Below are 24,526 nucleotides of genomic sequence, written 5' to 3'. Positions count from 1 at the left end.
GGAGTTTACGCCTCTTGTCATTATTTGAACAGCAACCAGTCACCACGACGCCACAAAAAATCAAAATAGCATTTCATAATCATTTTGCCGCTTTGCTGAAGCGAGCTGAACCTTCCCGGAAAAAAGCTGAACCTGGCACCCGCCGCGTTTCACTAAGGGGTGAAATGTGCGGGATCTCTAATATTCAACATGTGAATAACGGCTTTTCTTGCACGCAGAGCGCGGAGAATGCAGACTTTCTTGAAACGTTTCAGCGTTGTCTCGTTTTGCTCATTTGGCGTGACAACGCTCTTTTTCTCACAACGGCTGAAACGATTCGGGTTCAGCAAGCGAGGAGACCATGTTCCAGTTATCTGTTCAGGATATCCATCCCGGCGCTCATGCCGGAGATAAAGAAGCCGCGATTCGTCAGGTTGCTGACGCGCTGGTGAAAGCGGGCAACGTCAGCGCCGGTTATGTTGACGGCATGCTGGCCCGCGAGAAGCAAACCTCCACCTTCTTAGGCAACGGCATCGCCATTCCCCACGGGACGACGGACACGCGTGACCAGGTGCTGAAAACCGGCGTCCAGGTGTTTCAGTTCCCGCAGGGCGTCGCCTGGGGCGACGATCAGGTAGCGTACGTCGCTATCGGCATCGCGGCCAGCTCCGATGAACACTTAGGCCTGCTGCGTCAGCTCACCCATGTGCTGAGCGACGATGCTATTGCTGAACAGCTGAAAACCGCGACCACCGCCGAAGAGCTGCGTGCGCTGCTCATGGGCGAGAAGCAAAGCGCGGGCATGAAACTGGACAACGACACCCTCACGCTTGACGTTGCGGCCACGAGCCTTGTGACGTTACAGGCGCTGAACGCCGGTCGTCTCAGCGAAGCGGGCGCGGTGGATGCGGAGTTCGTAAGCCACGTGATTAACGCTAAACCGCTGAACCTCGGCCAGGGCGTCTGGCTTGCTGACAGCGCGCAGGGCAACCTCGCCAGCGCAGTCGCGGTGAGCCGTCCGGCGCAGCCGTTCACGCAGGATGGCGAAAACGTCGGCCTGCTGCTGACGGTCGCGGTCGCTGACGATCAGCCGCTGCAGGTACTGGGCCGCGTCAGCGAACTGCTGATCGCGAACAAAGCTGACCGTCTGCTGAACGCCGACGCCGCCACGCTGCTGACGCTGCTGACCAGCGATGACGCGCCAGGCGAAGATGTGCTGAGCGCCGAATTCACCGTGCGTAACGAGCACGGCCTGCACGCCCGTCCGGGCACGGTGCTGGTGAACACCATCAAACAGTTCAATAGCGATGTGACTGTCACCAACCTTGACGGCACCGGTAAACCGGCGAATGGCCGCAGCCTGATGAAAGTCGTGGCGCTCGGCGTTAAGAAAGGCCATCGCCTGCGCTTTACCGCACAGGGCGACGATGCGCAGGCGGCGCTGGACGCCATCGGCGAAGCCATCAACGCGGGTCTCGGGGAGGGCGCAGCATGAGCAGACGTGTCGCCACTATTACTCTCAACCCGGCATATGACCTGGTAGGTTACTGCGCAGAGATTGAGCGCGGCGAAGTTAACCTCGTGCGGACCACCGGCCTGCACGCTGCGGGTAAAGGCATTAACGTCGCCAAAGTGCTCAAAGATTTAGGTATCGACGTCACCGTGGGCGGTTTTCTCGGTAAAGATAACCAGGACGGCTTTCAGCAGCTGTTCAGCGAACTTGGCATCGCCAACCGTTTCCAGGTGGTGCAGGGCCGTACCCGCATTAACGTCAAACTGACGGAAAAAGACGGCGAAGTGACCGACCTTAACTTCTCCGGTTTTGAAGTGACGCCTGCCGACTGGGAGCGTTTCGTTAATGACTCCTTAACCTGGCTTGGCCAGTTCGACATGGTGTGCGTCAGCGGCAGCCTGCCATCGGGCGTTTCTCCGGAAGCGTTCACCGACTGGATGACCCGTCTGCGCAGCCAGTGTCCGTGCATTATCTTCGACAGCAGCCGCGAGGCGCTGGTCGCGGGGCTGAAAGCCGCGCCGTGGCTGGTGAAACCGAATCGCCGCGAGCTGGAGATCTGGGCCGGTCGCAAACTGCCGGAACTCAAAGATGTTATCGAGGCGGCTCACGCGCTTCGCGAACAGGGTATCGCCCATGTGGTGATCTCTCTGGGCGCGGAAGGGGCGCTGTGGGTAAACGCGTCGGGTGAATGGATCGCCAAACCGCCGTCCTGTGACGTCGTCAGTACGGTCGGGGCAGGGGATTCCATGGTTGGCGGCCTGATCTACGGCTTGCTGATGCGTGAATCCAGTGAACATACCCTACGTCTTGCAACGGCGGTGGCGGCGCTGGCGGTCAGCCAGAGCAACGTCGGCATCACCGACAGGACACAGTTGGCCGCAATGATGGCGCGTGTCGACTTAAAACCCTTCCACTAACAGCAGGAGAGGCATAATGAAAACGCTGCTGATTATCGAGCCCGGGTGTGGACAGGCCCGCGCTTATATGGCGAAAACGCTGCTTGGTGCCGCCGCGCAAAAAGCACAGCTGGAATTAACCGATAACCCGAACGATGCGGAACTGGCGATTGTTATCGGCAGTGCCGTACCGGCAGACGCATCCCTGAATGGCAAAAAGGTTTACCTCGGCGATATTAATCGCGCCGTGGCGCACCCGGAGCTGTTTTTAAGCGAAGCGAAATCGAATGCGAAGGCGTATACCGCGCCTGTCGCCGCCGCGCCTGCGGCAAGCGTAAACGCCAGCGGCCCGAAACGCATTGTGGCGGTCACGGCCTGCCCGACCGGCGTGGCGCACACCTTTATGGCGGCGGAAGCGATTGAAACCGAAGCCAAAAAACGCGGCTGGTGGGTGAAAGTGGAAACGCGCGGCTCTGTCGGCGCGGGTAATGCGATTACGCCGGAAGAAGTGTCGCAGGCGGATCTGGTCATCGTGGCGGCGGACATCGAAGTGGATCTGGCGAAATTCGCCGGGAAACCGATGTATCGCACCTCGACCGGCCTCGCGCTGAAGAAAACCGCGCAGGAATTCGACAAAGCGGTGGCCGAAGCCAAACCGTATCAGCCGGCAGGCGCTGGCACTGTGGCGACCGATAAGAAAGAACAGGGCGGTGCAGGTCCGTACCGTCATCTGCTGACCGGCGTCTCCTATATGCTGCCGATGGTGGTGGCGGGCGGTCTGCTGATTGCGCTCTCGTTTGTGTTCGGTATCGAAGCCTTTAAACAGGAAGGGACGCTGGCGGCAGCACTGATGAAAATCGGTGGCGGCTCTGCGTTCGCCCTGATGGTGCCGGTACTGGCCGGTTATATCGCGTTCTCCATCGCCGACCGTCCGGGCCTCACGCCGGGTCTTATCGGCGGTATGCTGGCGGTCAGCACCGGTTCCGGTTTTATCGGCGGCATCATCGCGGGTTTCCTGGCCGGTTACGTGGCGAAAGCCATCAGCGGTAAAGTGAAGCTGCCGCAGAGCATGGAGGCGCTGAAGCCAATCCTTATCATTCCGCTGTTCTCCAGCCTGATTGTGGGTCTGGCGATGATTTACGTGATCGGTACGCCGGTTGCCAAAATCCTGGCGGGCCTGACCGCATGGCTGCAGGGCATGGGTACGGCGAACGCCGTCCTGCTGGGCGCTATCCTCGGTGCGATGATGTGTACCGATATGGGCGGTCCGGTGAACAAAGCGGCGTATGCCTTTGGCGTGGGGCTGCTGAGTTCTCAGGTCTATGCGCCGATGGCGGCGATTATGGCGGCCGGTATGGTTCCGCCGCTTGCGATGGGTATCGCTACCCTGGTGGCGCGTCGTAAATTCGACAAAGGCCAGCAGGAGGGCGGCAAAGCGGCGCTGGTGCTGGGCCTGTGCTTTATCTCCGAAGGCGCAATCCCGTTCGCGGCGCGAGACCCGATGCGTGTGATCCCTTGCTGTATCGTGGGCGGCGCGCTGACCGGCGCTATCTCCATGGCGATTGGCGCGAAACTGATGGCGCCGCACGGCGGTCTGTTCGTCCTGCTGATCCCTGGCGCTATCAGCCCGGTGCTGGGCTACCTGCTCGCCATTGTGGCAGGTTCGCTGCTGGCGGGTCTGGTGTATGCCTTCCTGAAACGTCCGGAAAGCGAACTGGCGGCGAAAGCGGCCTGATGCTGATAACTCCCTGCTCCGGCAGGGAGTTTTTTATCCCCCCTCTGTATTCCCCGTTACACGTCTTTTTTGCCCTCTGCGCCATTTGCGTCAACACTTAAGTCTTTGTATCGCTTAAAGGAGGACGCTGTGCTGCGCTCAATCGCCACGCTGTGTGTCGCCGGAACCCTGCCGGAAAAGCTGCGCGCCATCGCGCAGGCCGGTTTCGACGGCGTCGAGATATTTGAACCCGATTTCACGGAGTGGGGCGAAAGCCCGGCGCGGCTGGCTACGCTGTGCCGCGAGCTGGGCTTAACCATTTTTCTTTATCAGCCGCTGCGTAACGTTGACGGCGTGCCGCAGGAGGCGTGGCCGCAAACGCGCGAGCGCGCGTACCGCACGTTTGAGACGATGCGCGAAATGGGCTGCCGCAGTCTACTGGTGTGCAGCAATCTGGAGGCGGACAGCAGCGCCGATCCGGCGCGGCAGACGGAGGATTTAGCGCGCCTCGCGGAAATCGCGGCCGAGTTTGACGCGCGGGTGGGGTATGAGGCGCTCGCCTGGGGCCGCCATGTGAACCGCTACACGCAGGCCTGGGAGCGGGTGAGAGCCGTGGATCATCCGGCGCTCGGCCTGGTGTTAGACAGCTTTCACATGCTGGCGCGCGGAGATACGCTGGCGCTTAAGGACATTGCGCCTGAGAAAATCTTCTTTACGCAATTCGCCGATGCGCCGCATAAGGATTTACCGCTGGAGGCGTGGAGCCGCCACTTTCGCGCGTATCCGGGCGAAGGCAGCCTGCCGGTGGTGGATTTCGCGCGCACATTAATGGCGAGCGGATATCAGGGGCCGTGGTCGCTTGAGGTGTTCAGCGATGCGTGGCAGCGGGCACCCGCCGAAGAGAGCGCCCGCGCCGGGTTGGCTTCGCTGAACTGGCTTGCGGCGCAGCTTGAAGCGCCGCACCGCGAGGGAGAGGCGTAATTACGCCTGTGCGCCGCCCGTTTGCTGGGCCTTCAGCCAGGCGATTTCTTCATTCCAGATATCGGGATTAATGGTTTCCAGAATCAGCGGAATGTTGTCGAAATGCGGTTGCTGCATGATCCAGCGAAACGGCGTAAAGCCGATATTACCTTCGCCCAGGCTGTGGTGACGGTCGACGCGGCTTGCGAAAGTGCTTTTAGCGTCATTGAGGTGCATCCCGCGCAGATACTGAAAGCCGACGATGCGGTCGAACTCGGCGAAGGTTTTCTCGCAGTCTCCTTCGGTGCGCAGATCGTATCCCGCGGCGAAGGCGTGGCAGGTATCAATGCACACGCCGACGCGAGATTTGTCTTCCACCTGATCGATAATCGCCGCCAGATGCTCAAAGCGGAAACCGAGGTTGCTGCCCTGACCTGCGGTGTTTTCAATCACCGCCGTCACGCCTTCGGTTTTATCGAGCGCGATATTTACCGACTCGGCGATGCGCGACAAACACGCTTCTTCGCTTAACTGCTGGAGGTGGCTGCCGGGGTGGAAGTTCAGCAGCGTCAGGCCGAGTTGTGCGCAGCGCGCCAGCTCGTCGATAAACGCCGCGCGGGATTTCTCCAGCGCTTCCGGCTCCGGGTGGCCTAAGTTAATCAGAAAACTGTCGTGCGGCAGGATCTGACCGGGGCCGTAGCCATGCTGGCGGCAGGCGGCTTTGAACTCGTCGATGACGGCAGGCGTCAGCGCCGCCGCGCGCCACTGGCGCTGGTTTTTGGTAAACAGCGCAAAGGCTGTCGCGCCAATTTCTGCCGCGCGGGCCGGGGCGTTCGCCACCCCGCCCGATGCGCTGACGTGCGCGCCTATAAACTTCATCGTTTTCTCCTGTCATACCCGCAAAAGGGGGAACGTTTTATCATAGCGGACAGAGCAGGGAAAGGCGTGCCGCTTTATGCCAGCAGATGCGTGACCGCGAGATTAATCGCGCCACCGCCCACAATCAGCCAGACGAAGAGCACCAGCGCCATCAGCAGCGGACGCACACCGGCGTTTTTCAGCGCGCTGACGTGCGTCGTAAGGCCGAGCGCCGCCATCGCCATCGCGAGCAGAATGGTATCGAGCGTCACCAGCGTCTGCACGACCACCTGCGGCAGCAGATGCAGGGAGTTAAACGCCGCGACCACAATAAACAGCAGAGCGAACCACGGAATGGTAATCTTGCCCGCTTTCTCGCCATTGCGTGGAGAGAGCTGTTTTACCCGGCCTGCCAGCAGCAGAAGGAACGGGGCCAGCATCATCACGCGGAGCATTTTGGCGATTACCGCCGCGTTTTCGGTGTCCGGGCTGACCGCATGGCCTGCCGCGACCACCTGCGCCACTTCATGCACCGTTGAGCCGATATAAACTCCAAAGGTCTGCTCGCTAAACCACGGCGAAAGCCACGGCCACAGCAGCGGGTAGACAAAAATCGCGAGCGTACCGAAAATCACGACCGTTGCCACCGCCACGGTGACTTTGCTCGCCTGCGCTTTCACCACCGGCTCGGTCGCCAGCACCGCGGCGGCACCGCAGATGCTGCTGCCCGCGCCAATCAGCCAGCTGGTTTCACGGTCAAGCTTAAAGACTTTCTGCCCGAGCCAGCAGGCGAGAGTAAAGGTGCTGGCGAGCGTCAGGATATCAACAAGAATGCCGCTCGCACCCACATCGGCTATCTGCCAGAAGGTGAGACGAAACCCGTACAGAATAATGCCCAGGCGCAGCAAATGCTGTTTGGCGAACAGCACGCCGCCGTCGCAGTGGGTATGGATTTTCGGGTACAGCGTATTGCCAATAATCATGCCGCCGAGAATAGCCACGGTCAGCGCGCTAAAACCCGCGTTACCTACGGCCGGAATCGCGCCGATCCAGATAGCGGCGGCGGTGAGTAAACCGGTCAGCGCCAGACCCGGCAAGAAATGCATAAGCCCATGATGGCGTTCGGAATAAGTCAGTGTGGTCATAGCGTCCTCCTGTTATGGAATAAGCTTATGCCGTTCTGGTATAAAATTAAAATTGATTATATATTTATAATTAATCTTAATAAGTGGTAAGCACGGTTGCGTTCGCACGAGGTCATCATGCACATCACCTTACGCCAGCTGGAAGTGTTCGCCGAAGTCCTGAAAAGCGGCTCGACGACCCAGGCCTCTCAGATGTTGTCCCTCTCCCAGTCCGCCGTCAGCGCGGCGCTCACCGATCTGGAAGGCCAGCTCGGCGTACAGCTTTTTGACCGCGTCGGCAAGCGGCTGGTCGTCAATGAACACGGGCGGCTGTTATATCCGCGCACCGTGGCGCTGCTGGAGCAGGCGGGCGAAATCGAACGGCTGTTTCGCAATGACAATGGCGCTATCCGCGTTTACGCCAGCAGCACCATCGGCAACTATATTCTGCCGGAGATAATCGCCCGCTATCGCCGCGACTTTCCGGATCTGCCGCTGGAGATGAGCGTCGGCAACAGTCTCGACGTGGTGCAGGCGGTGTGCGATTTTCGCGTGGATATCGGGCTTATCGAAGGGCCGTGCCATATGGCAGAAATCGTGGCGCAGCCGTGGCTTGAGGATGAACTGGTGGTGTTCGCCTCGCCCGCAAGCCCGTTGCTGGAAGGCGAAGTGACGCTGGAACGGCTCGCCGCCATGCCGTGGATTTTGCGCGAGAAAGGCTCCGGCACACGCGAAATTGTCGATTATCTGCTGCTGTCACATTTGCCGCAGTTTCGCCTCAGCATGGAGCTTGGCAACTCGGAGGCCATTAAACACGCGGTACGCCACGGGCTTGGCGTGAGCTGCCTGTCGCGGCGGGTGATCGCCGAGCAGCTGGAAACCGGCTCGCTGGTAGAAGTGAAAGTGCCGCTGCCGCCGCTGGTGCGCACGCTTTACCGCATTCATCACCGACAAAAACATCTCTCCAGCGCGCTGGCGCGTTTTTTGCGCTATTGCGAACTCTGATTTCGCGGAGCGCGTCACACGGCGCGCTCATCATCAGTTTTTTTCCTCTCAACGCCCCGATTCGCTGCTTTACTTATAATCCTCGAGCGATCATGAAGCTCTCTTATAACCGCGTATTTCCACCAGGCGCTTAGCGGCAACTCTGCTACAATCGCGCCTCTTTTGATGGATGGGCATTATTTTTATATGGTTTCCGAATCTAAAACCACACAAGCGCCTGGGCTGCGTCGCGAATTGAAGGCGCGCCACCTGACCATGATCGCCATTGGCGGCTCCATCGGCACAGGGCTTTTTGTCGCTTCCGGTGCGACCATTTCTCAGGCGGGCCCGGGTGGCGCGCTGTTGTCCTATATTCTCATCGGTCTGATGGTCTATTTCCTGATGACGAGCCTCGGCGAGCTGGCAGCCTATATGCCGGTCTCCGGCTCGTTTTCCACCTACGGCCAGAAATATGTCGAAGAAGGCTTCGGCTTCGCGCTCGGCTGGAACTACTGGTACAACTGGGCGGTGACCATCGCGGTTGACCTCGTGGCATCACAGCTGGTGATGAGCTACTGGTTCCCGGACACGCCCGGCTGGATCTGGAGCGCGCTGTTCCTCGGCATCATGTTCCTGCTGAACGTCATCTCCGTGAAAGGCTTTGGCGAAGCGGAATATTGGTTCTCGTTAATCAAAGTCGCCACCGTGATTATCTTTATCCTGGTGGGCATCGCGATGATCGTCGGTATTTTCAAAGGGGCAGCGCCGGCCGGCTGGAGCAACTGGGCTATCGGCGATGCGCCTTTCGCGGGCGGTTTCTCGGCGATGATAGGCGTGGCGATGATTGTCGGCTTCTCCTTCCAGGGCACCGAGCTTATCGGTATCGCGGCGGGTGAATCAGAGGAGCCAGAGAAAAACATTCCGCGCGCGGTGCGTCAGGTATTCTGGCGTATCCTGCTGTTCTATGTGTTCGCAATTCTGATAATCAGCCTGATTATTCCGTACACCGATCCGAGCCTTTTGCGTAACGACGTGAAAGATATCAGCGTCAGCCCGTTTACGCTGGTGTTCCAGCACGCCGGTCTGCTGGGCGCGGCGGCGATTATGAATGCGGTGATCCTGACGGCGGTGCTGTCTGCGGGTAACTCCGGGATGTATGCTTCCACGCGTATGCTCTATACGCTCGCCTGCGACGGCAAAGCGCCGCGCATTTTCGCGAAGCTGTCGAAAGGCGGCGTGCCGCGCAACGCGCTGTATGCGACGACGGTTATCGCTGGTCTGTGCTTCCTGACGTCGATGTTTGGCAACCAGACGGTCTATCTGTGGCTGCTGAACACCTCCGGGATGACAGGCTTTATCGCCTGGCTGGGTATCGCCATCAGCCATTACCGTTTCCGTCGCGGCTATGTGTTGCAGGGCAATGACATTAACGATCTGCCGTATCGTTCCGGCTTCTTCCCGCTGGGCCCGATTTTCGCCTTTGTGCTGTGCCTGATTATTACGCTCGGCCAGAATTATCAGGCGTTCCTTGCGGACACCATTGACTGGGCAGCCGTTGCGGCCACCTATATTGGCATTCCGCTGTTCCTGATTATCTGGTTTGGTTACAAGCTGGTGAAGGGCTCCCGTTTCGTGCGTTACCGCGATATGGAATTCCCTGAACATCTGAAGAAATAAAGAAAAGGCCGCGCGATGCGGCCTTTTTTATGGGGTTTTTCTGTGGGACGGCGGGTGCGCTGCGCTTACCCGCCCTACATACTTGTCGCACCTTTATCGTAGGGCGGGTAAGCAAAACGCACCCGCCATTACTCTTATATAGTAGGGTGGGTAAGCGCAGCGCACCCACCGCGTACCGCATTACGACCTTTGAATCACACCCACCACACTCTGTTAACGCAGATGCTGCGCGTGGAAACGCAAATGCTCTTCAATAAACGTGGCGATAAAATAATAACTGTGGTCGTAACCCGGCTGCATACGCAACGTTAACGGCCAGCCCGCCTTGCGCGCGGCTTCGTCAAGCCGCTCCGGCTGAAGCTGCTCGCCGAAAAACGGATCATTGTCGCCCTGATCGATAAGAGTCGGGATCGCGTTTTCCGCAGACGCCTGCTCCATCAGCGCGCAGCTGTCCCACGCGCGCCACAGATTTTCGTCATCACCCAGATACGCGGTAAACGCTTTTTTGCCCCACGGCACCCCGGCCGGGTTCACAATAGGCGCAAACGCCGACACCGAGCTAAAACGCCCCGGATTTTTCAGCGCCATGATAAGCGCCCCGTGGCCGCCCATCGAATGCCCGCTAATCGCCGCTTTCGGTGCCAGCGTAAAGTTTTCCGCCAGCACCTGCGGTAACTCCTCGCTCAGATAATCAAACATCCGGTAATGCGCGGCCCACGGCGTCTCGGTGGCGTTCAGGTAAAAGCCCGCGCCTTTGCCGAGATCGTAACCGGCGTCATCCGCCACCGCGTCGCCGCGCGGGCTGGTATCCGGCATCACCAGCGCCAGTCCCAGCTCAGCGGCTACCCGCTGCGCGCCCGCTTTGGTAGTGAAATTCTCATCGCTGCAGGTCAGCCCGGACAGCCACCAAACCACCGGCGGCGGGGTCTGCGCGTCGGGCGGAAGATAGATGCTGAAGGTCATCGGGCAGTTAAGCACGCGGGAGTCGTGACGCCAGCGCTGTTGTAAACCGCCAAAACAGCGGTGTTCTTCGAGCAGTTCCATAGGGGCTCCTTTTGTTCAAACCCGGATAGTGCAGTCTAACCGTCAGGTGAGCAAGTTTCACTTCACCGGGCCGGGATCATAGCGCATCATATTGATAACTTTATTTTAACAAATGGAGGCGGCGTGGCGCTGCGTATTGCATTAACCGGCTTTCTGGCACTGGTGGTGGCAATGGGAATAGGGCGGTTCGCGTTCACGCCCCAGGTGCCGCTTATGGTGGGCGAGGGCGAACTGACGCTGACCACCGCGGGGCTTGTGGCCGCTGCCAACTATCTTGGCTATCTGGTGGGTGCCTGGGATGCCATGCGCGCGCATCGCCATGTGGAATACCGGCTGCATATGGGCGTCTGGGGCGCGGTGCTGCTGACGCTGGTTTCCGCGCTGGCGGACGGCCCGTGGTCGCACGGCGTGGTGCGCTTCGTGATTGGCTGCATGAGCGGCTGGGCGCTGGTGATGGCCGCGGGCTGGACTAACGAACAGCTCGCCCACCACGGCAGGCCGGGTTTGAGCGCGGCGGTCTTCGCAGGCCCTGGCGTTGGTATCACTATCAGCGGCCTGCTGGCGGTCTGGATCCACGGCGCGGCGCTCAGCGCCGCACAGGGCTGGGTGATTTACGGCACGCTGGCGTTCGCGCTGATTGCGCTTATCGCCCGTTATTTACCCCGCAAAGGCGAGCTGCACCGGGCGGATACGCCGCCCGCGCCGCTGGAACTGACGCCCGCGCTGAAAAGACTGGTCTGGAGCTATAGTCTCGCAGGCTACGGCTATATTCTGCCCGCCACGTTTTTATCGCAGATGGCGGCGGCGCGCTTTCCCGGCAGCCTGTTCGCTCAGTTCGTCTGGCCGGTGTTCGGCGCGGCGTCGGTTGTGGGCATTGCGCTCAGCATTCTCTGGCGAACGCGCGGTACGGCCTCACAGCGTCTCGCGATTGTTCTCTGGCTCCAGGGGCTCGGCGTACTGGCGGCGGCGCTGCTGCCGGGATTATCAGGGCTTGTGATCGGCTCACTTCTCGTGGGCGGCGGTTTCCTGTGCGCGGTGCAGCTTTCTTTGCAGTGCGGGCGCGAGCTGGCACCGTCGCACACCCGCTATCTCGCAGGTCTGTTGACTACCGGTTATGCGATAGGGCAGCTTGTCGGGCCGGTCACTTCAGCGCTCTCAAGCCACTTCACCGGCCAGCTTGAGCCCGCGTTGTGGCTCGCGGGCGTGGCGCTGTTTATCGGCGGCGCGCTGGTCTTCCGGCGTGCCTGAAAGGCCGCGACGATTTCAACAATTTCGCCCCGGCCACTGGATTATGTGCGTTAGCTCACGCACAATGAGCCCACGCTCAGCCCCGGCCGGGCAGAGTCTGGTTACACCTGCAGGAGAAAATAACGATGCCATCACTCAGTAAAGAAGCGGCCCTGGTTCATGAAGCGCTGGTCGCGCGCGGTCTGGAGACGCCACTGCGTCCGCCGGTCAACGAGCTGGATAACGAAACCCGCAAGCGCCTTATCGCCGGTCATATGACCGAAATCATGCAGCTGCTTAACCTGGATCTGAGCGATGACAGCCTGATGGAAACGCCGCATCGCATCGCCAAGATGTATGTGGATGAGATTTTCTCCGGCCTCGATTACGCCAATTTCCCGAAGATTACCGTTATTGAGAACAAAATGAAGGTGGATGAAATGGTCACGGTGCGCGACATCACCCTGACCAGCACCTGCGAACACCACTTCGTGACCATCGACGGTAAAGCGACCGTCGCGTATATCCCGAAAGACGCGGTGATCGGCCTTTCAAAAATCAACCGCATCGTGCAGTTCTTCGCCCAGCGCCCGCAGGTGCAGGAGCGACTGACGCAGCAGGTACTGGTGGCACTGCAAACGCTGCTTGGCACGAACAACGTGGCGGTCTCCATCGACGCGGTGCACTACTGCGTGAAAGCGCGCGGCATCCGCGACGCGACCAGCGCGACCACCACAACCTCGCTCGGCGGGCTGTTTAAGTCCAGCCAGAACACGCGCCAGGAGTTTCTGCGCGCTGTGCGTCACCACAACGGCTAAAACCCAGGATGACGAGAAATATCACCCTCGACGCGGTACGCGGTCTGGCGATCCTCGGCATCCTTCTGCTTAACATTACCGCCTTTGGGCTCCCGAAGGCGGCCTATCTCAACCCCGCCTGGTATGGCGATATCACCTCCCGCGACGCCTGGACATGGGCGCTGCTCGATCTCTTCGCCCAGGTCAAATTCCTCACGCTGTTCGCGCTGCTGTTCGGGGCTGGTCTGCAAATGCTGCTGCCGCGCGGTAAACGCTGGATCCAGGCAAGGCTTACGCTGCTGGCGCTGCTCGGTTTTGTACACGCTATTTTCATCTGGGATGGCGATATTCTGCTGGCGTACGGGCTGGTAGGGCTCATCTGCTGGCGCATGGTGCGCGATGCCCCGAGTGTGAAATCGCTGTTTAAAACCGGCGTGGTGCTTTATCTCATCGGGATTGCGGTGCTGTTGCTGCTCGGCATGATATCCGGCGAGCACATGAGCCGCTCCTGGACGCCGCAGGCGGCCGATCTCTTCTATGAAAAATTCTGGCGTCTGGAAGGGGGCATGGAGGCCGTGCGCAGCCGACTCGATCTGCTCTCTTCCATGCTGCTGGCGCTCGGCGCGCAGTATGGCTGGCAGCTCGCGGGCATGATGCTGAACGGTGCGGCACTGATGCGCAGCGGCTGGTTGCGCGGCGAATTCAGCCTGCGCCACTACCGGCGCACCGGTTTCGGGCTGGTGGCGCTGGGCGTGCTGATTAACCTGCCCGCGATAATCGTGCAGTGGCATCTCGGCTGGGATTACCGCTGGTGCGCGTTTCTGCTTCAGGCACCGCGCGAACTGGGCGCGCCGCTGCAGGCGCTCGGCTATACGGCGCTGGTTTTCGGCTACTGGCCGTGTCTGGCGCGCCTGAAACTGATGACCGCCGTGGCCTGCGTCGGGCGTATGGCGCTCACTAACTATCTGCTGCAAAGCCTTATCTGTACGACGCTCTTCAACCGCTTCGGCCTGTTTATGCAGTTTGATCGGCTCTCGCTGCTGGCGTTTGTCCCGGCGGTCTGGGCCGTTAATCTCGTGTTCTCCGTGCTGTGGCTGCGTTATTTCCGCCAGGGGCCGCTGGAATGGCTATGGCGGCGTCTGACGCGTCTCGCCGCAGGCGCACCGCAATCTGTATCATCCAGATAACGATCTGGATCACAATCGTTAACAAATCGTATGTAACCGTTTCCAGCGCTGTGATGCGCTTCACGCAGCGCATTCAGGCGCACTGCCAGAATAGCCACCTGACTTAACACAGGGGGTTTCTGTGAGACGCATTTCAGCTCTTCAGGGTGGTCGCCATGATCACCATTCGTGACGTTGCCCGTCTGGCAGGGGTCTCTGTTGCGACGGTCTCCCGCGTTCTCAATAACAGCGCGCTGGTCAGCCCGGAAACGCGTGAAACCGTCATGCAGGCGGTGACGCAGCTTGGTTACCGCCCGAACGCGAACGCCCAGGCGCTGGCCACCCAGGTCAGCGATACGATAGGCGTTGTGGTGATGGACGTCTCCGATCCGTTCTTCGGCGCGCTGGTGAAAGCCGTCGATGTCGTGGCGCAGCAGCACGGCAAATATGTGCTTATCGGCAACAGCTATCACGAGGCGGAAAAAGAGCGCCACGCCATTGAAGTGTTGATCCGCCAGCGTTGCAGCGCGCTTATCGTGCACGCCAAATCGCTTTGCGACGAGGAGCTTGCCGCTTTTCTTGAACAGGTGCCAGGCATGGTGTTGATTAACCGCATCGTGCCGGGTTACGCGCATCGCTGCGTGGGGCTTGATAATGTCACCGGCGCGATGATGGCGACGCGCATGCTGCAAAGCAGCGGCCATCAGCGCATCGGCTATCTCGCCTCCAGCCACCAGATTGATGATAACGACAAACGCCGCGAAGGGTGGCAGCGGGCGCTGGCCGATGAAGGCGTTCAGCCGCCGGAGGCCTGGGTCGGCACCGGTAGCCCGGATATGCAGGGCGGCGAGACGGCGATGGTGGAACTCTTAGGCCGCAATCTGCATCTCACCGCCGTGTTTGCTTACAACGACAGCATGGCGGCAGGCGCGCTGACGGCGCTGAAAGATAACGGCATTCTGGTGCCGCAGCATCTGTCAGTCATTGGTTTCGATGATATCCCGATCGCCCGTTACACCGATCCGCAACTGACCACCGTACGTTATCCGGTGGTCTCCATGGCGCGTCTCGCCACTGAACTGGCGCTACAGGGGGCCGCAGGAGCGCTGGATCCGACGGCTACCCACTGTTTTATGCCTACGCTGGTGCGTCGTCATTCCGTCGCGGCGCGGCAAAATGTGGAGCCGATCACTAGTTTATAAATGCGCGTGATGTAACCGCTTTCAATCTGTGAGTAAATTCACAGTATATTAACATTGCGCTGACTATGATGACGGCGTCTCATGGGCCTGAAACTTTATGTAACGGCGATTTAACACTGACGTTATCTGCCGCCCCTGAACGATAAAAAAGCTTTACTGGAAGCATTACCGAGCAAGGAAGTGTTTTTTATTAGTGAACTTCGGCATTCAGTAAGGTTTTTCTCCTTACCGTCCTGCCGCCCGTTTTTCACGATTGCTACCCTGCATAAAAACCGGAGATACCATGAATAAGAAGGTGTTGACCCTCTCTGCCGTTATGTCCTGCATGCTTTTTGGCACCGCGGCTCAGGCAGCCGACCGTATTGGCGTAACCATTTATAAATACGACGACAACTTTATGTCCGTCGTGCGCAAGGCAATTGAAAAAGACGCTTCCGCTTCGCCTGACGTTCAGCTGCTGATGAACGACTCCCAGAACGACCAGTCCAAGCAGAACGATCAGATTGATGTGCTGCTGGCAAAAGGCGTGAAATCTCTGGCGATCAACCTTGTTGACCCGGCGGCCGCAGGCACTGTTATCGAAAAAGCGCGCGGTCAGAACATCCCCATCGTGTTCTTTAACAAAGAGCCGTCCCGCAAAGCGCTGGACAGCTATGACAAAGCCTATTACGTGGGCACCGACTCCAAAGAATCCGGCATTATCCAGGGCGATCTGATTGCCAAGCACTGGAAAGCCAACGCGGGCTGGGATCTGAATAAAGATGGCCAGATCCAGTACGTCCTGCTGAAGGGCGAGCCGGGCCACCCGGATGCTGAAGCGCGTACCACTTACGTTATCAAAGAGCTGAACGACAAAGGCATTAAAACCGAGCAGCTGCAGCTGGATACCGCCATGTGGGATACCGCTCAGGCGAAAGATAAAATGGATGCCTGGCTCTCTGGCCCGAACGCTAACAAAATCGAAGTGGTTATCGCGAACAACGACGCCATGGCGATGGGTGCGGTAGAAGCGCTGAAAGCGCACAACAAATCATCTATTCCTGTCTTCGGTGTGGATGCCCTGCCGGAAGCGCTGGCGCTGGTGAAATCTGGCGCGCTGGCCGGTACCGTGCTGAACGATGCCAACAACCAGGCGAAAGCGACCTTTGACCTTGCTAAAAATCTGGCTGCAGGCAAAGGCGCGGCAGACGGCACTGACTGGAAAATTGAAAACAAAGTGGTGCGTATTCCTTATGTCGGCGTTGATAAAGACAACCTGGCGGAAATCACCAGCAAAAAATAATTGCAATGTATTTACGGGGCGCATTTTGCGCCCCCTTTAGCGTGCCATGCTCAGCCAACACACTCGCAGCCAGGTATAAATATGGTCAGCAATAATACGCAGTCGTCAGGCGAATACTTGTTGGAAATGACGAATATCAACAAGAGTTTTCCGGGCGTTAAGGCACTCGATAACGTTAATTTAAAAGTTCGTCCTCATTCTATTCATGCTCTGATGGGTGAGAATGGCGCGGGCAAATCAACGTTATTAAAATGTCTTTTCGGGATCTATCAAAAAGATTCCGGCAGTATTCTTTTCCAAGGGAAAGAAATTGATTTCCATTCGGCCAAAGAGGCGCTGGAGAATGGAATATCGATGGTGCATCAGGAATTAAACTTGGTATTACAACGTTCCGTCATGGACAACATGTGGCTTGGCCGTTATCCGACCAAAGGCATGTTTGTTGACCAGGAAAAAATGTATCTTGATACCAAAGCGATTTTCGACGAGCTCGATATTGATATCGATCCTAAAGCTCGCGTGGGTACGCTTTCTGTATCGCAGATGCAGATGATTGAAATCGCCAAAGCGTTCTCCTACGACGCGAAAATCGTCATTATGGATGAACCGACGTCATCTCTGACGGAGAAAGAAGTTAATCATCTCTTTAAGATTATCCGTAAGCTGAAAGAACGCGGCTGCGGTATTGTTTATATTTCCCACAAAATGGAAGAGATCTTCCAGCTGTGCGATGAAATCACTATCCTGCGCGATGGCCAGTGGATCGCCACCCAGTCGCTGGAAGGGCTGGATATGGATAAGATCATCGCCATGATGGTAGGGCGTTCTCTCAACCAGCGCTTCCCGGATCGTGAAAACAAACCCGGTGAAGTGATCCTTGAAGTGCGCAACCTGACCTCGCTGCGCCAGCCGTCGATTCGCGATGTCTCCTTTGATCTGCATAAAGGCGAGATCCTGGGCATTGCCGGTCTGGTGGGCGCGAAGCGCACGGACATTGTGGAAACGTTATTTGGTATTCGTGAGAAATCCGGTGGTACCATTAGTCTGCACGGTAAAAAGATCAATAACCATAGCGCCAATGAAGCCATTAATAACGGCTTTGCGCTGGTGACCGAGGAGCGCCGCTCAACGGGGATCTACGCTTATCTGGATATCGGTTTTAACTCCCTGATTTCCAATATTCGCAACTATAAAAGCAAAATCGGCTTGCTGGATAATTCCCGCATGAAAAGCGATACCCAGTGGGTGATTGACTCAATGCGTGTTAAAACGCCGGGTCATCGCACACAAATTGGTTCGCTTTCCGGCGGTAACCAGCAAAAAGTGATTATCGGGCGCTGGCTGCTCACCCAGCCGGAGATATTAATGCTTGATGAGCCGACGCGCGGCATCGACGTAGGCGCGAAATTTGAAATCTACCAGCTTATTGCTGAACTGGCGAAAAAGGGTAAGGGGATCATTATTATCTCCTCAGAAATGCCTGAGCTGTTAGGGATAACTGACCGTATTCTGGTAATGAGCAATGGCCTCGTCTCCGGAATTGTTGACACCAAAACGACGACGCAAAATGAAATTCTGCGTCTTGCGTCTTTGCACCTTTAATATCAGGGGCTCCTCATGAGTGCGTTAAATAAGAAGAGTTTTCTCACTTATCTGAAAGAGGGCGGTATTTACGTCGTTCTTTTAGTGTTGCTGGCCATTATTATTTTCCAGGATCCGACGTTTTTAAGCCTGTTGAACTTAAGTAATATTCTCACCCAGTCATCGGTGCGTATTATTATCGCGCTTGGCGTGGCAGGGTTGATTGTCACCCAGGGGACTGACCTTTCCGCAGGGCGTCAGGTTGGCCTCGCCGCGGTGGTCGCGGCAACGCTGCTGCAATCGATGGAAAACGCCAACAAAGTGTTCCCGGAAATGGCGACCATGCCGATTGCGCTCGTGATCCTGATTGTCTGCGCTATCGGTGCCGTGATTGGTCTGGTAAACGGCATTATCATTGCGTACCTGAACGTGACGCCGTTTATTACCACGCTTGGCACGATGATCATCGTTTACGGTATCAACTCGCTGTATTACGACTTCGTGGGCGCGTCGCCGATTTCCGGCTTCGATTCCGGCTTCTCGACGTTTACGCAGGGGTTTGTCGCGCTCGGTGGTTTCAGGCTTTCCTACATTACGTTTTACGCGCTGATTGCCGTGGCGTTCGTCTGGATCCTGTGGAATAAAACCCGCTTTGGTAAAAACATTTTCGCTATCGGTGGTAACCCGGAAGCGGCGAAAGTCTCCGGCGTGAACGTGGCGCTGAACCTGCTGATGATTTATGCGCTCTCCGGCGTGTTCTACGCCTTCGGTGGGATGCTGGAAGCGGGCCGTATCGGTTCTGCCACTAACAATCTGGGCTTTATGTATGAGCTCGACGCCATCGCGGCGTGTGTGGTGGGCGGCGTCTCCTTCAGCGGCGGCGTGGGTACGGTGCTTGGCGTGGTGACCGGTGTGATTATCTTCACCGTTATCAACTACGGCCTGACCTATATCGGCATCAACCCTTACTGGCAGTACATCATCAAGGGCGCGATTATCATTTTCGCGGTCGCCCTGGATTCCCTGAAATACGCGCGTAAGAAATAAGCGCGGTTACGCCAAAAAGCCTCCGCTTGCGGGGGCTTTTTTTATGGGCGGTGAGTGTGAATGATGGCGGGTGCGCTACGCTTACCCGCCTTACACTCAGAGTGAGCGTTGAGGATGATGGTTTTGCTCCGGCTTAAAAAAATCGGCCTCGCTGTGTCGCCGCAGGCCGGGGCGCACCGGATGGACCCGACCCATGGCCGGAGGGAATAAGGCGAGGCTTCCCCGCAGGGGCGATTTTCTGCCGGGAGCCGGGATTGCAAAGGGGGCGGCGGCGAGCCCCCTTTGCACGTTCGCGTGAGGGAAGCGCACATATCAGGATGACATTGTGGCGAACGTAACGAATTCACCGACCTGATATATTAAAAACTGGATGGTGGGTGCGCTGCGCTTACCCGCCCTACGGTGATGAAAGGAATTTGTAGGGTGAGTAAGCGCCAGCGCACCCACCGGGTACCAAGATGAAAGGAATTTGTAGGGTGGGTAAGCGCAGCGCACCCACCGGGTATAAAGATGAAAGGAATTTGTAGGGTGGGTAAGCGCCAGCGCACCCACCGGGTATAAAGATGAAAGGAATTTGTAGGGTGGGTAAGCGCAGCGCACCCACCGCACCTGCCACTGCGACGCTTATTTCTTCTTCTGTAATTCCAGCATCTGCTCGGGCGTCACGGCAGGGTAACCCTGCGCGTCGTCAGGCACTTCGTTAAGGGCGGGGATGGGCACCAGCGGGCCGAGGAAACGCGGTTCACGCTTAAAAATATAAAGATCCGCCAGCGCCCCTAAACGCGCGCCAAACTCACGCACGCGCACCGACAACATATTTTTTGGCGACGGCACGGCGTAACACTGCGCCTGGATGCCCATATGCAGCGCGATAAACAGCGCGCGCTCGCAATGGAAACGCTGGGTAATGATGATGAAATCGTTGGTATCGAACACCCGGCGGGTGCGCACGATAGAGTCGAGCGTGCGGAAACCGGCGTAATCCAGCACGATATCCGCCGGATCGACGCCTGCGGCAATCAAATCCTTGCGCATCGTCATCGGCTCGTTATAGCTCTGCTGGGCATTATCGCCGCTCAACAGCAGGTAATTCACCTTGCCGCTGTTATACGCGTTCAGCGCGCCCTGAATGCGGTAGCGGTAATACTGGTTAATCACGCCGGTGCGATAATATTTGGCGGTGCCGAGCACCACGCCCACCTGACGCCACGGTAAATCCTGTAGCTCGTCATAGACGTAAGGCGCGGTTTTCCAGCTGATCCAGCGGTCAAGGAGCAGCGCCGTTAACAGCAGTACGCCAATCAGGGCCAGCAGGCTGTATAACAAACGCTTTAACATTCAGGCAGCTCGAAACAATCAGAAAAGAGATTCAAGGCTACTTTACCCGCCGGGCAAGAGCAAGAATCGAACGACCGGTTGAAGCATTTTTCGCCGCTGCGGGCAGAACGCCCGCAGCGTTATTTCAGGCAAGCGTAACGAGTTCGAGATTCGTGAAGCCAAGCGCCTTCAGCGTCGCGGCGGTGGCGTCGCGCTGAACAATCGTTGCGTCGTCACGTTCGGCAAGCGCGACGCGCTTGATGTCCGCCCATGCGTAACCGTTCAGGCTCATCAGATTCAGCGCGGCCTGCAGCGGCGGCAGGGAAGGGTTGAACGCCGCGTTCTCGGCATAGCTGCCGGTAAAGATTTCACCATCGCGGGTTTCAATGGCCAATCCGGAAGGGGACTGGCTGTACGGCGCATGGCTGCGGTTGGCTGCCGCAATCGCGGCCTGCGTCAGCGCGTCGCCTTTCAGCGCATAGCCATGATTTTCCGTATCGAAAATCAGCGTTTTGATATCGAGATCGCGCGGGCCGAACGCGTCCGGCAGGTAATCGCCAAGCTGTGAAGGCGCGCGTCCGGGCAGGTTAATGCGAAGCGTCAGCCCGCTGTTAAGCTCATTCATAAACTGACGGCAGTGGCCGCAAGGCGTGTAGTTAACGGTAATCGCCGCAAGGCCGGTTTCGCCGCGCATCCAGGCGTGGGTGATGGCGCTCTGCTCGGCGTGAATCGTCTGCTGCATCGCCGCGCCGCGAAACTCCATATTGCCGCCGAAATAGAGATTGCCGCTAAGGCCACGGGCCACCGCGCCCACATTAAAGTGCGAGATCTCCGTTTGCGCGCAGGCGGCGGCTAACGGCAGCAGCGCAAACGCCAGCGCGTCATCGTCCAGCCCGCTCTGACGGCGAACGTCAGCGACCTGTTCGGCGTTCAGCATCGCCGGAAAATGAACATCAGCAATCAGTGGAGCCAGAGCGGCTTGCAGTGCCGCCGGCAGCTGTGCGAAGGCAGTTTCAAAACGTGGGTGCATGGCAAAGCCTCAAAAGAAGTAACAGGAAAAATAGTTTACGGCGCTCCTGAGGCTTTATATGTGATTTAGATCTCGCTGGCTATGCAACAAATGAAATTTAGAATGAAAATGCGCGACGTATCGCAAGTTTTAGCGCCATATCGCGAGAATAAGCGGGAACAGGAACGGGGCGACCAGCGACGTAATAATCCCGCAAATCACCAGCGCCAGCGAACTGAACGCTCCTTCCTGATAGTCCAGCTCCGCGCAGCGCGCCGTCCCGAGGGCGTGCGAAGCCGTGCCCATCGCGAGCCCGCGCGCGGATTTGGTTTTTATCCGCATCATATTCAGCAGCGTATGGCCAAACACCGCACCGAGAATCCCGACGAAAATCACGCAAACGGCGCTGATAGCGGGAATGCCGCCGAGGCTTCCGCCCACGGCCATCGCGATCGGCGTGGTGACCGATTTCGGCAGGACGGACGCCGCGATTTCCGGGCTTGCGCCCATCAGCAGCGCAACAGAAGTGCCGGTGACCATCGCCACCACGCTGCCTGCAAAGCAAATCGTGATAATCGACTTCCAGCGCGCGCGGATCTGGTGCAGCTGTTCATAGAGCGGGAACGCCAGCGCCACCACGGCGGGTTGCAGCAAATCATTCAGAATGCGGCTGCCCTGGAAATAGCGCTCATAAGGAATATGGGCCAGCATCAGAAACGGGATCAGCACCACCATGCAGACCAGCAGCGGATTAAGCAGCGGGCTTTTGAGCCGCGCGGCAAGCTTGCGGGCGGCGAAAAACACCAGCAGCGTCAGCGGCAGCGACCACCAGATATTCTGCATCATTTCTCATGGCTCCTTTCCTGGCCTACCACTTTGCGCTCGCCGTGCGCCAGATGCGCGCTCCAGCTCACCACCATAAATACCACCAGCGTACTGATAAAACAGGAGACGACCACCGGGCCAAACTGCGCCTGCAACACGTCGAAATATTGCATCACGCCAATACCGACCGGCACGAACAGCAGCGCCATATAGCGGATCAGCAGATTACAGGCGGGCTGTACCCATTTCGCGGGCAGGATCTGAAACGCCAGCAGCACAAAAAGAATCAGCATGCCGATGATGCTGCCAGGGATCGTAATCGGCAGCAGCGCGGCAATCGCAATGCCTGCATAGAGGCAGGCGTAAATCAAAACAAACGCGCGTACCAGTTGCCAGAGAGAAGTCAGCATTGTGCTCATAGGGGTCACCTTTAAACCGAACGCATTCATCATACAATTAAAATGAAAACTGTGCTACCGATCACAGGAGCCAGTTCAGCATACCTAAACTTTCGAGCCATCGCTCAGGTTCACAACGCGCCTTTCATGGCCGCAAAAATTTTTTGCGCGCCGTTACGCAAACCAGTAATGATCCTGTTGAAGCTATAGATTACAATCTATAAAACGCTCCTTGCCGTTCACGGTAGTCGCTAACGAACAGGGAGGAGCGCCATGTGGACTATTTACCTTACTCACGAGTTTGAGTGCTGGCTCACGAGGCAGCCGCAGCCGTTGCAGGAAGATGTGCTGGCGGCGCTGGGGCTTTTGAAAATCAAAGGTCCGCACCTCGGGCGTCCGTATGCCGATACGCTCAAAGGCTCGCGTCACGCGGGTATGAAGGCATTACGGGTTCAGCACGCCGGGCGGCCCATACGCGCCTTTTACGCTTTTGATCCGCACCGTTATGCGATTGTGCTGTGCGCGGCACAGAAAAAGGGCGATGAAAAGCGGTTTTACCGGGTCATACTGCGCGTCGCTGACAAACTGTTTAGCCACTATCTGAACCACCGGGAGGTATAGATGAAGACGTTTGATGAAGTGCTGGCGGCGCAGACCCCGGAGGCCCGCGCACGCATCGAAGAGAAAACGGCGCAGCTGCTGCTGGAAACCCATCTGTATGCGCTGCGCGAGGCGCTCAGCGTGTCGCAAACCGAGATGGCGCGCCAGATGGGTATCGCACAGCCGTCAGTCGCGGCTATCGAACAGCGCGGCAACGAGATGAAAATCTCGACGCTGAAGCGCTATGTCGAAGCCCTGGGCGGCACGGTGCGGCTGGATGTCGAGCTGCCGGACGGCCAGCGTTTCGGTTTTACGCTCTGAGCCAGCGCTCGCGCATTCCTTTCACGGCGGCTAGGCGCTACCATAGCGCCTCTTTTTTTAGCGGGTAGCGTTATGCGTGTTTTACTGGCGCCGATGGAAGGCGTGCTTGACTCTCTGGTGCGCGAACTGCTCACCGGGGTGAATGATTACGATCTCTGCATCACCGAGTTTCTGCGCGTGGTAGACAGCCTCCTGCCGGTGAAATCGTTTTATAAACTCTGCCCGGAACTCCATCACGAAAGCCGCACGCCGTCCGGTACGCGGGTGCGTGTGCAACTGCTCGGTCAGCACCCGCAATGGCTTGCCGAAAACGCCGCCCGCGCGGTGGAGCTGGGCTCCTGGGGCGTTGATCTCAACTGCGGCTGCCCGTCGAAGCTTGTGAACGGCAGCGGCGGCGGTGCCACGCTGCTGAAAGACCCGGATCTTATCTATCGCGGCGCGAAAGCGATGCGCGAAGCCGTACCTGCGCATTTACCTGTCACGGTGAAAATTCGTCTCGGCTGGGACAGCGGCGCGCGGCGTTTTGAAATCGCCGATGCCGTCCAGCAGGCGGGCGCGACGGAGCTGGTGGTACACGGGCGCACCAAAGAAGATGGCTATAAAGCCGAGCGGATTAACTGGGCGGCGATTGGCGAAATTCGCGAGCGGTTGACGATTCCGGTTATCGCCAACGGTGAAATCTGGGATTACGCCAGCGCGCAGGCGTGCATGGCGGAAACGGGCTGCGACGCGGTGATGATTGGCCGCGGCGCGCTCAACGTGCCGAATTTAAGCCGCGTGATTAAATATAACGAGCCGCGTATGCCCTGGCCGGAAGTGGTGCAACTGCTGCAACAGTACACCCGGCTTGAGAAACAGGGCGATACGGGCATGTACCACGTGGCGCGTATCAAGCAGTGGCTCGGTTATCTGCGCAAAGAGTACGCCGAGGCGACGGAACTCTTCAGCGAAATCCGCGCGTTAACCACCTCGGCGGCTATTGCCGACGCCATCAACCGCCACTGA

At 58.0% G+C, this 24,526-nt stretch carries 23 protein-coding genes; 16 read left to right on the top strand and 7 right to left on the bottom strand.

Going from position 1 to position 24,526, the window contains the following annotated elements; genetic code table 11:
• The first annotated feature begins 340 nt into the window (after positions 1-340).
• The 4 genes from fruB to ACUW6V_RS04275 all read left to right on the top strand — a co-directional run bounded on the left by fruB (position 341) and on the right by ACUW6V_RS04275 (position 5,083).
• Positions 341-1,474, top strand: a complete 1,134-nt coding sequence (gene fruB / locus ACUW6V_RS04290; protein ID WP_007869392.1) for a fused PTS fructose transporter subunit IIA/HPr protein — start codon at positions 341-343, stop codon at positions 1,472-1,474.
• The gene (gene fruK / locus ACUW6V_RS04285) at positions 1,471-2,409 is read left to right on the top strand and encodes a 1-phosphofructokinase (RefSeq protein WP_004387452.1); all 939 of its coding nucleotides are present in this window, start codon (positions 1,471-1,473) and stop codon (positions 2,407-2,409) included. The genes fruB and fruK overlap by 4 nt, the downstream gene beginning before the upstream one ends.
• Before the next feature lie 16 nt (positions 2,410-2,425).
• Entirely contained in the window at positions 2,426-4,123 is a 1,698-nt protein-coding gene (gene fruA, locus ACUW6V_RS04280; protein WP_110868557.1) for a PTS fructose transporter subunit IIBC, read from the top strand.
• A 129-nt stretch (positions 4,124-4,252) separates the two neighbouring features.
• On the top strand, positions 4,253-5,083 hold the full coding sequence (locus tag ACUW6V_RS04275) for a sugar phosphate isomerase/epimerase family protein (RefSeq protein WP_454038035.1): 831 nt from the start codon (positions 4,253-4,255) through the stop codon (positions 5,081-5,083).
• Here ACUW6V_RS04275 and nfo read toward each other — a convergent pair whose 3' ends face one another.
• Positions 5,084-5,941 (bottom strand): deoxyribonuclease IV, encoded by an 858-nt coding sequence (gene nfo / locus ACUW6V_RS04270; protein WP_454038034.1) that lies wholly within the window; start codon positions 5,939-5,941, stop codon positions 5,084-5,086.
• Positions 5,942-6,015: 74 nt separating this feature from the next.
• Positions 6,016-7,065, bottom strand: coding sequence for a YeiH family putative sulfate export transporter (locus tag ACUW6V_RS04265; protein WP_097565873.1), 1,050 nt, complete (start codon positions 7,063-7,065; stop codon positions 6,016-6,018).
• Between the two features lie 117 nt (positions 7,066-7,182).
• Between ACUW6V_RS04265 and yieE the strand changes: the two genes are divergently transcribed.
• A complete protein-coding gene (gene yieE, locus ACUW6V_RS04260; RefSeq protein ID WP_007851261.1) occupies positions 7,183-8,049 on the top strand; it encodes a DNA-binding transcriptional regulator YeiE in 867 nt (288 codons plus the stop codon).
• 186 nt (positions 8,050-8,235) lie between these two features.
• Positions 8,236-9,705: an amino acid permease gene (locus tag ACUW6V_RS04255; protein WP_004387458.1), complete on the top strand. Its 1,470-nt coding sequence runs from the start codon at positions 8,236-8,238 to the stop codon at positions 9,703-9,705.
• Positions 9,706-9,918: 213 nt separating this feature from the next.
• Here ACUW6V_RS04255 and fghA read toward each other — a convergent pair whose 3' ends face one another.
• Positions 9,919-10,749, bottom strand: a complete 831-nt coding sequence (fghA, locus tag ACUW6V_RS04250; protein WP_105574512.1) for an S-formylglutathione hydrolase — start codon at positions 10,747-10,749, stop codon at positions 9,919-9,921.
• Between the two features lie 123 nt (positions 10,750-10,872).
• Here fghA and ACUW6V_RS04245 point away from each other — a divergent pair, with 123 nt between their 5' ends.
• From ACUW6V_RS04245 to mglC, 7 genes are all read left to right on the top strand, one after another.
• On the top strand, positions 10,873-11,997 hold the full coding sequence (locus ACUW6V_RS04245) for a YbfB/YjiJ family MFS transporter (RefSeq protein WP_004387460.1): 1,125 nt from the start codon (positions 10,873-10,875) through the stop codon (positions 11,995-11,997).
• A gap of 125 nt (positions 11,998-12,122) precedes the next feature.
• Positions 12,123-12,794, top strand: a complete 672-nt coding sequence (gene folE, locus ACUW6V_RS04240; protein ID WP_004387461.1) for a GTP cyclohydrolase I FolE — start codon at positions 12,123-12,125, stop codon at positions 12,792-12,794.
• Between the two features lie 8 nt (positions 12,795-12,802).
• On the top strand, positions 12,803-13,960 hold the full coding sequence (yeiB, locus tag ACUW6V_RS04235) for a DUF418 domain-containing protein YeiB (RefSeq protein ID WP_454038033.1): 1,158 nt from the start codon (positions 12,803-12,805) through the stop codon (positions 13,958-13,960).
• 155 nt (positions 13,961-14,115) lie between these two features.
• Complete coding sequence (galS, locus tag ACUW6V_RS04230; protein WP_012124276.1) at positions 14,116-15,141, top strand: HTH-type transcriptional regulator GalS; 1,026 nt, start codon at positions 14,116-14,118, stop codon at positions 15,139-15,141.
• 283 nt (positions 15,142-15,424) lie between these two features.
• Positions 15,425-16,423, top strand: a complete 999-nt coding sequence (gene mglB, locus ACUW6V_RS04225; protein ID WP_004387464.1) for a galactose/glucose ABC transporter substrate-binding protein MglB — start codon at positions 15,425-15,427, stop codon at positions 16,421-16,423.
• A gap of 81 nt (positions 16,424-16,504) precedes the next feature.
• The gene (gene mglA, locus ACUW6V_RS04220) at positions 16,505-18,025 is read left to right on the top strand and encodes a galactose/methyl galactoside ABC transporter ATP-binding protein MglA (RefSeq protein ID WP_004387465.1); all 1,521 of its coding nucleotides are present in this window, start codon (positions 16,505-16,507) and stop codon (positions 18,023-18,025) included.
• 15 nt (positions 18,026-18,040) lie between these two features.
• On the top strand, positions 18,041-19,051 hold the full coding sequence (mglC, locus tag ACUW6V_RS04215; RefSeq protein WP_004387466.1) for a galactose/methyl galactoside ABC transporter permease MglC: 1,011 nt from the start codon (positions 18,041-18,043) through the stop codon (positions 19,049-19,051).
• Between the two features lie 624 nt (positions 19,052-19,675).
• Here mglC and sanA read toward each other — a convergent pair.
• The 4 genes from sanA to ACUW6V_RS04195 all read right to left on the bottom strand — a co-directional run bounded on the left by sanA (position 19,676) and on the right by ACUW6V_RS04195 (position 22,621).
• The gene (sanA, locus tag ACUW6V_RS04210) at positions 19,676-20,389 is read right to left on the bottom strand and encodes an outer membrane permeability protein SanA (RefSeq protein WP_007794951.1); all 714 of its coding nucleotides are present in this window, start codon (positions 20,387-20,389) and stop codon (positions 19,676-19,678) included.
• 124 nt (positions 20,390-20,513) lie between these two features.
• Positions 20,514-21,398, bottom strand: a complete 885-nt coding sequence (gene cdd, locus ACUW6V_RS04205; protein WP_014728494.1) for a cytidine deaminase — start codon at positions 21,396-21,398, stop codon at positions 20,514-20,516.
• 129 nt (positions 21,399-21,527) lie between these two features.
• Complete coding sequence (locus ACUW6V_RS04200) at positions 21,528-22,223, bottom strand: CidB/LrgB family autolysis modulator (RefSeq protein ID WP_007869369.1); 696 nt, start codon at positions 22,221-22,223, stop codon at positions 21,528-21,530.
• Positions 22,220-22,621, bottom strand: a complete 402-nt coding sequence (locus ACUW6V_RS04195; RefSeq protein ID WP_007869367.1) for a CidA/LrgA family protein — start codon at positions 22,619-22,621, stop codon at positions 22,220-22,222. The genes ACUW6V_RS04200 and ACUW6V_RS04195 overlap by 4 nt, the downstream gene beginning before the upstream one ends.
• A 252-nt stretch (positions 22,622-22,873) precedes the next feature.
• On the opposite strand from ACUW6V_RS04195, the gene ACUW6V_RS04190 reads away from it, so the two are divergent.
• From ACUW6V_RS04190 to dusC, 3 genes are all read left to right on the top strand, one after another.
• Complete coding sequence (locus ACUW6V_RS04190; protein ID WP_454038032.1) at positions 22,874-23,221, top strand: type II toxin-antitoxin system RelE/ParE family toxin; 348 nt, start codon at positions 22,874-22,876, stop codon at positions 23,219-23,221.
• Positions 23,222-23,521 (top strand): helix-turn-helix domain-containing protein, encoded by a 300-nt coding sequence (locus ACUW6V_RS04185; RefSeq protein ID WP_007776551.1) that lies wholly within the window; start codon positions 23,222-23,224, stop codon positions 23,519-23,521.
• Positions 23,522-23,593: 72 nt separating this feature from the next.
• On the top strand, positions 23,594-24,526 hold the full coding sequence (gene dusC / locus ACUW6V_RS04180) for a tRNA dihydrouridine(16) synthase DusC (protein WP_032988286.1): 933 nt from the start codon (positions 23,594-23,596) through the stop codon (positions 24,524-24,526).

It is taken from the genome of Cronobacter sp. 153480017-3, assembly GCF_053627815.1.
This window is presented reverse-complemented; position numbering and strand designations above follow the sequence as displayed.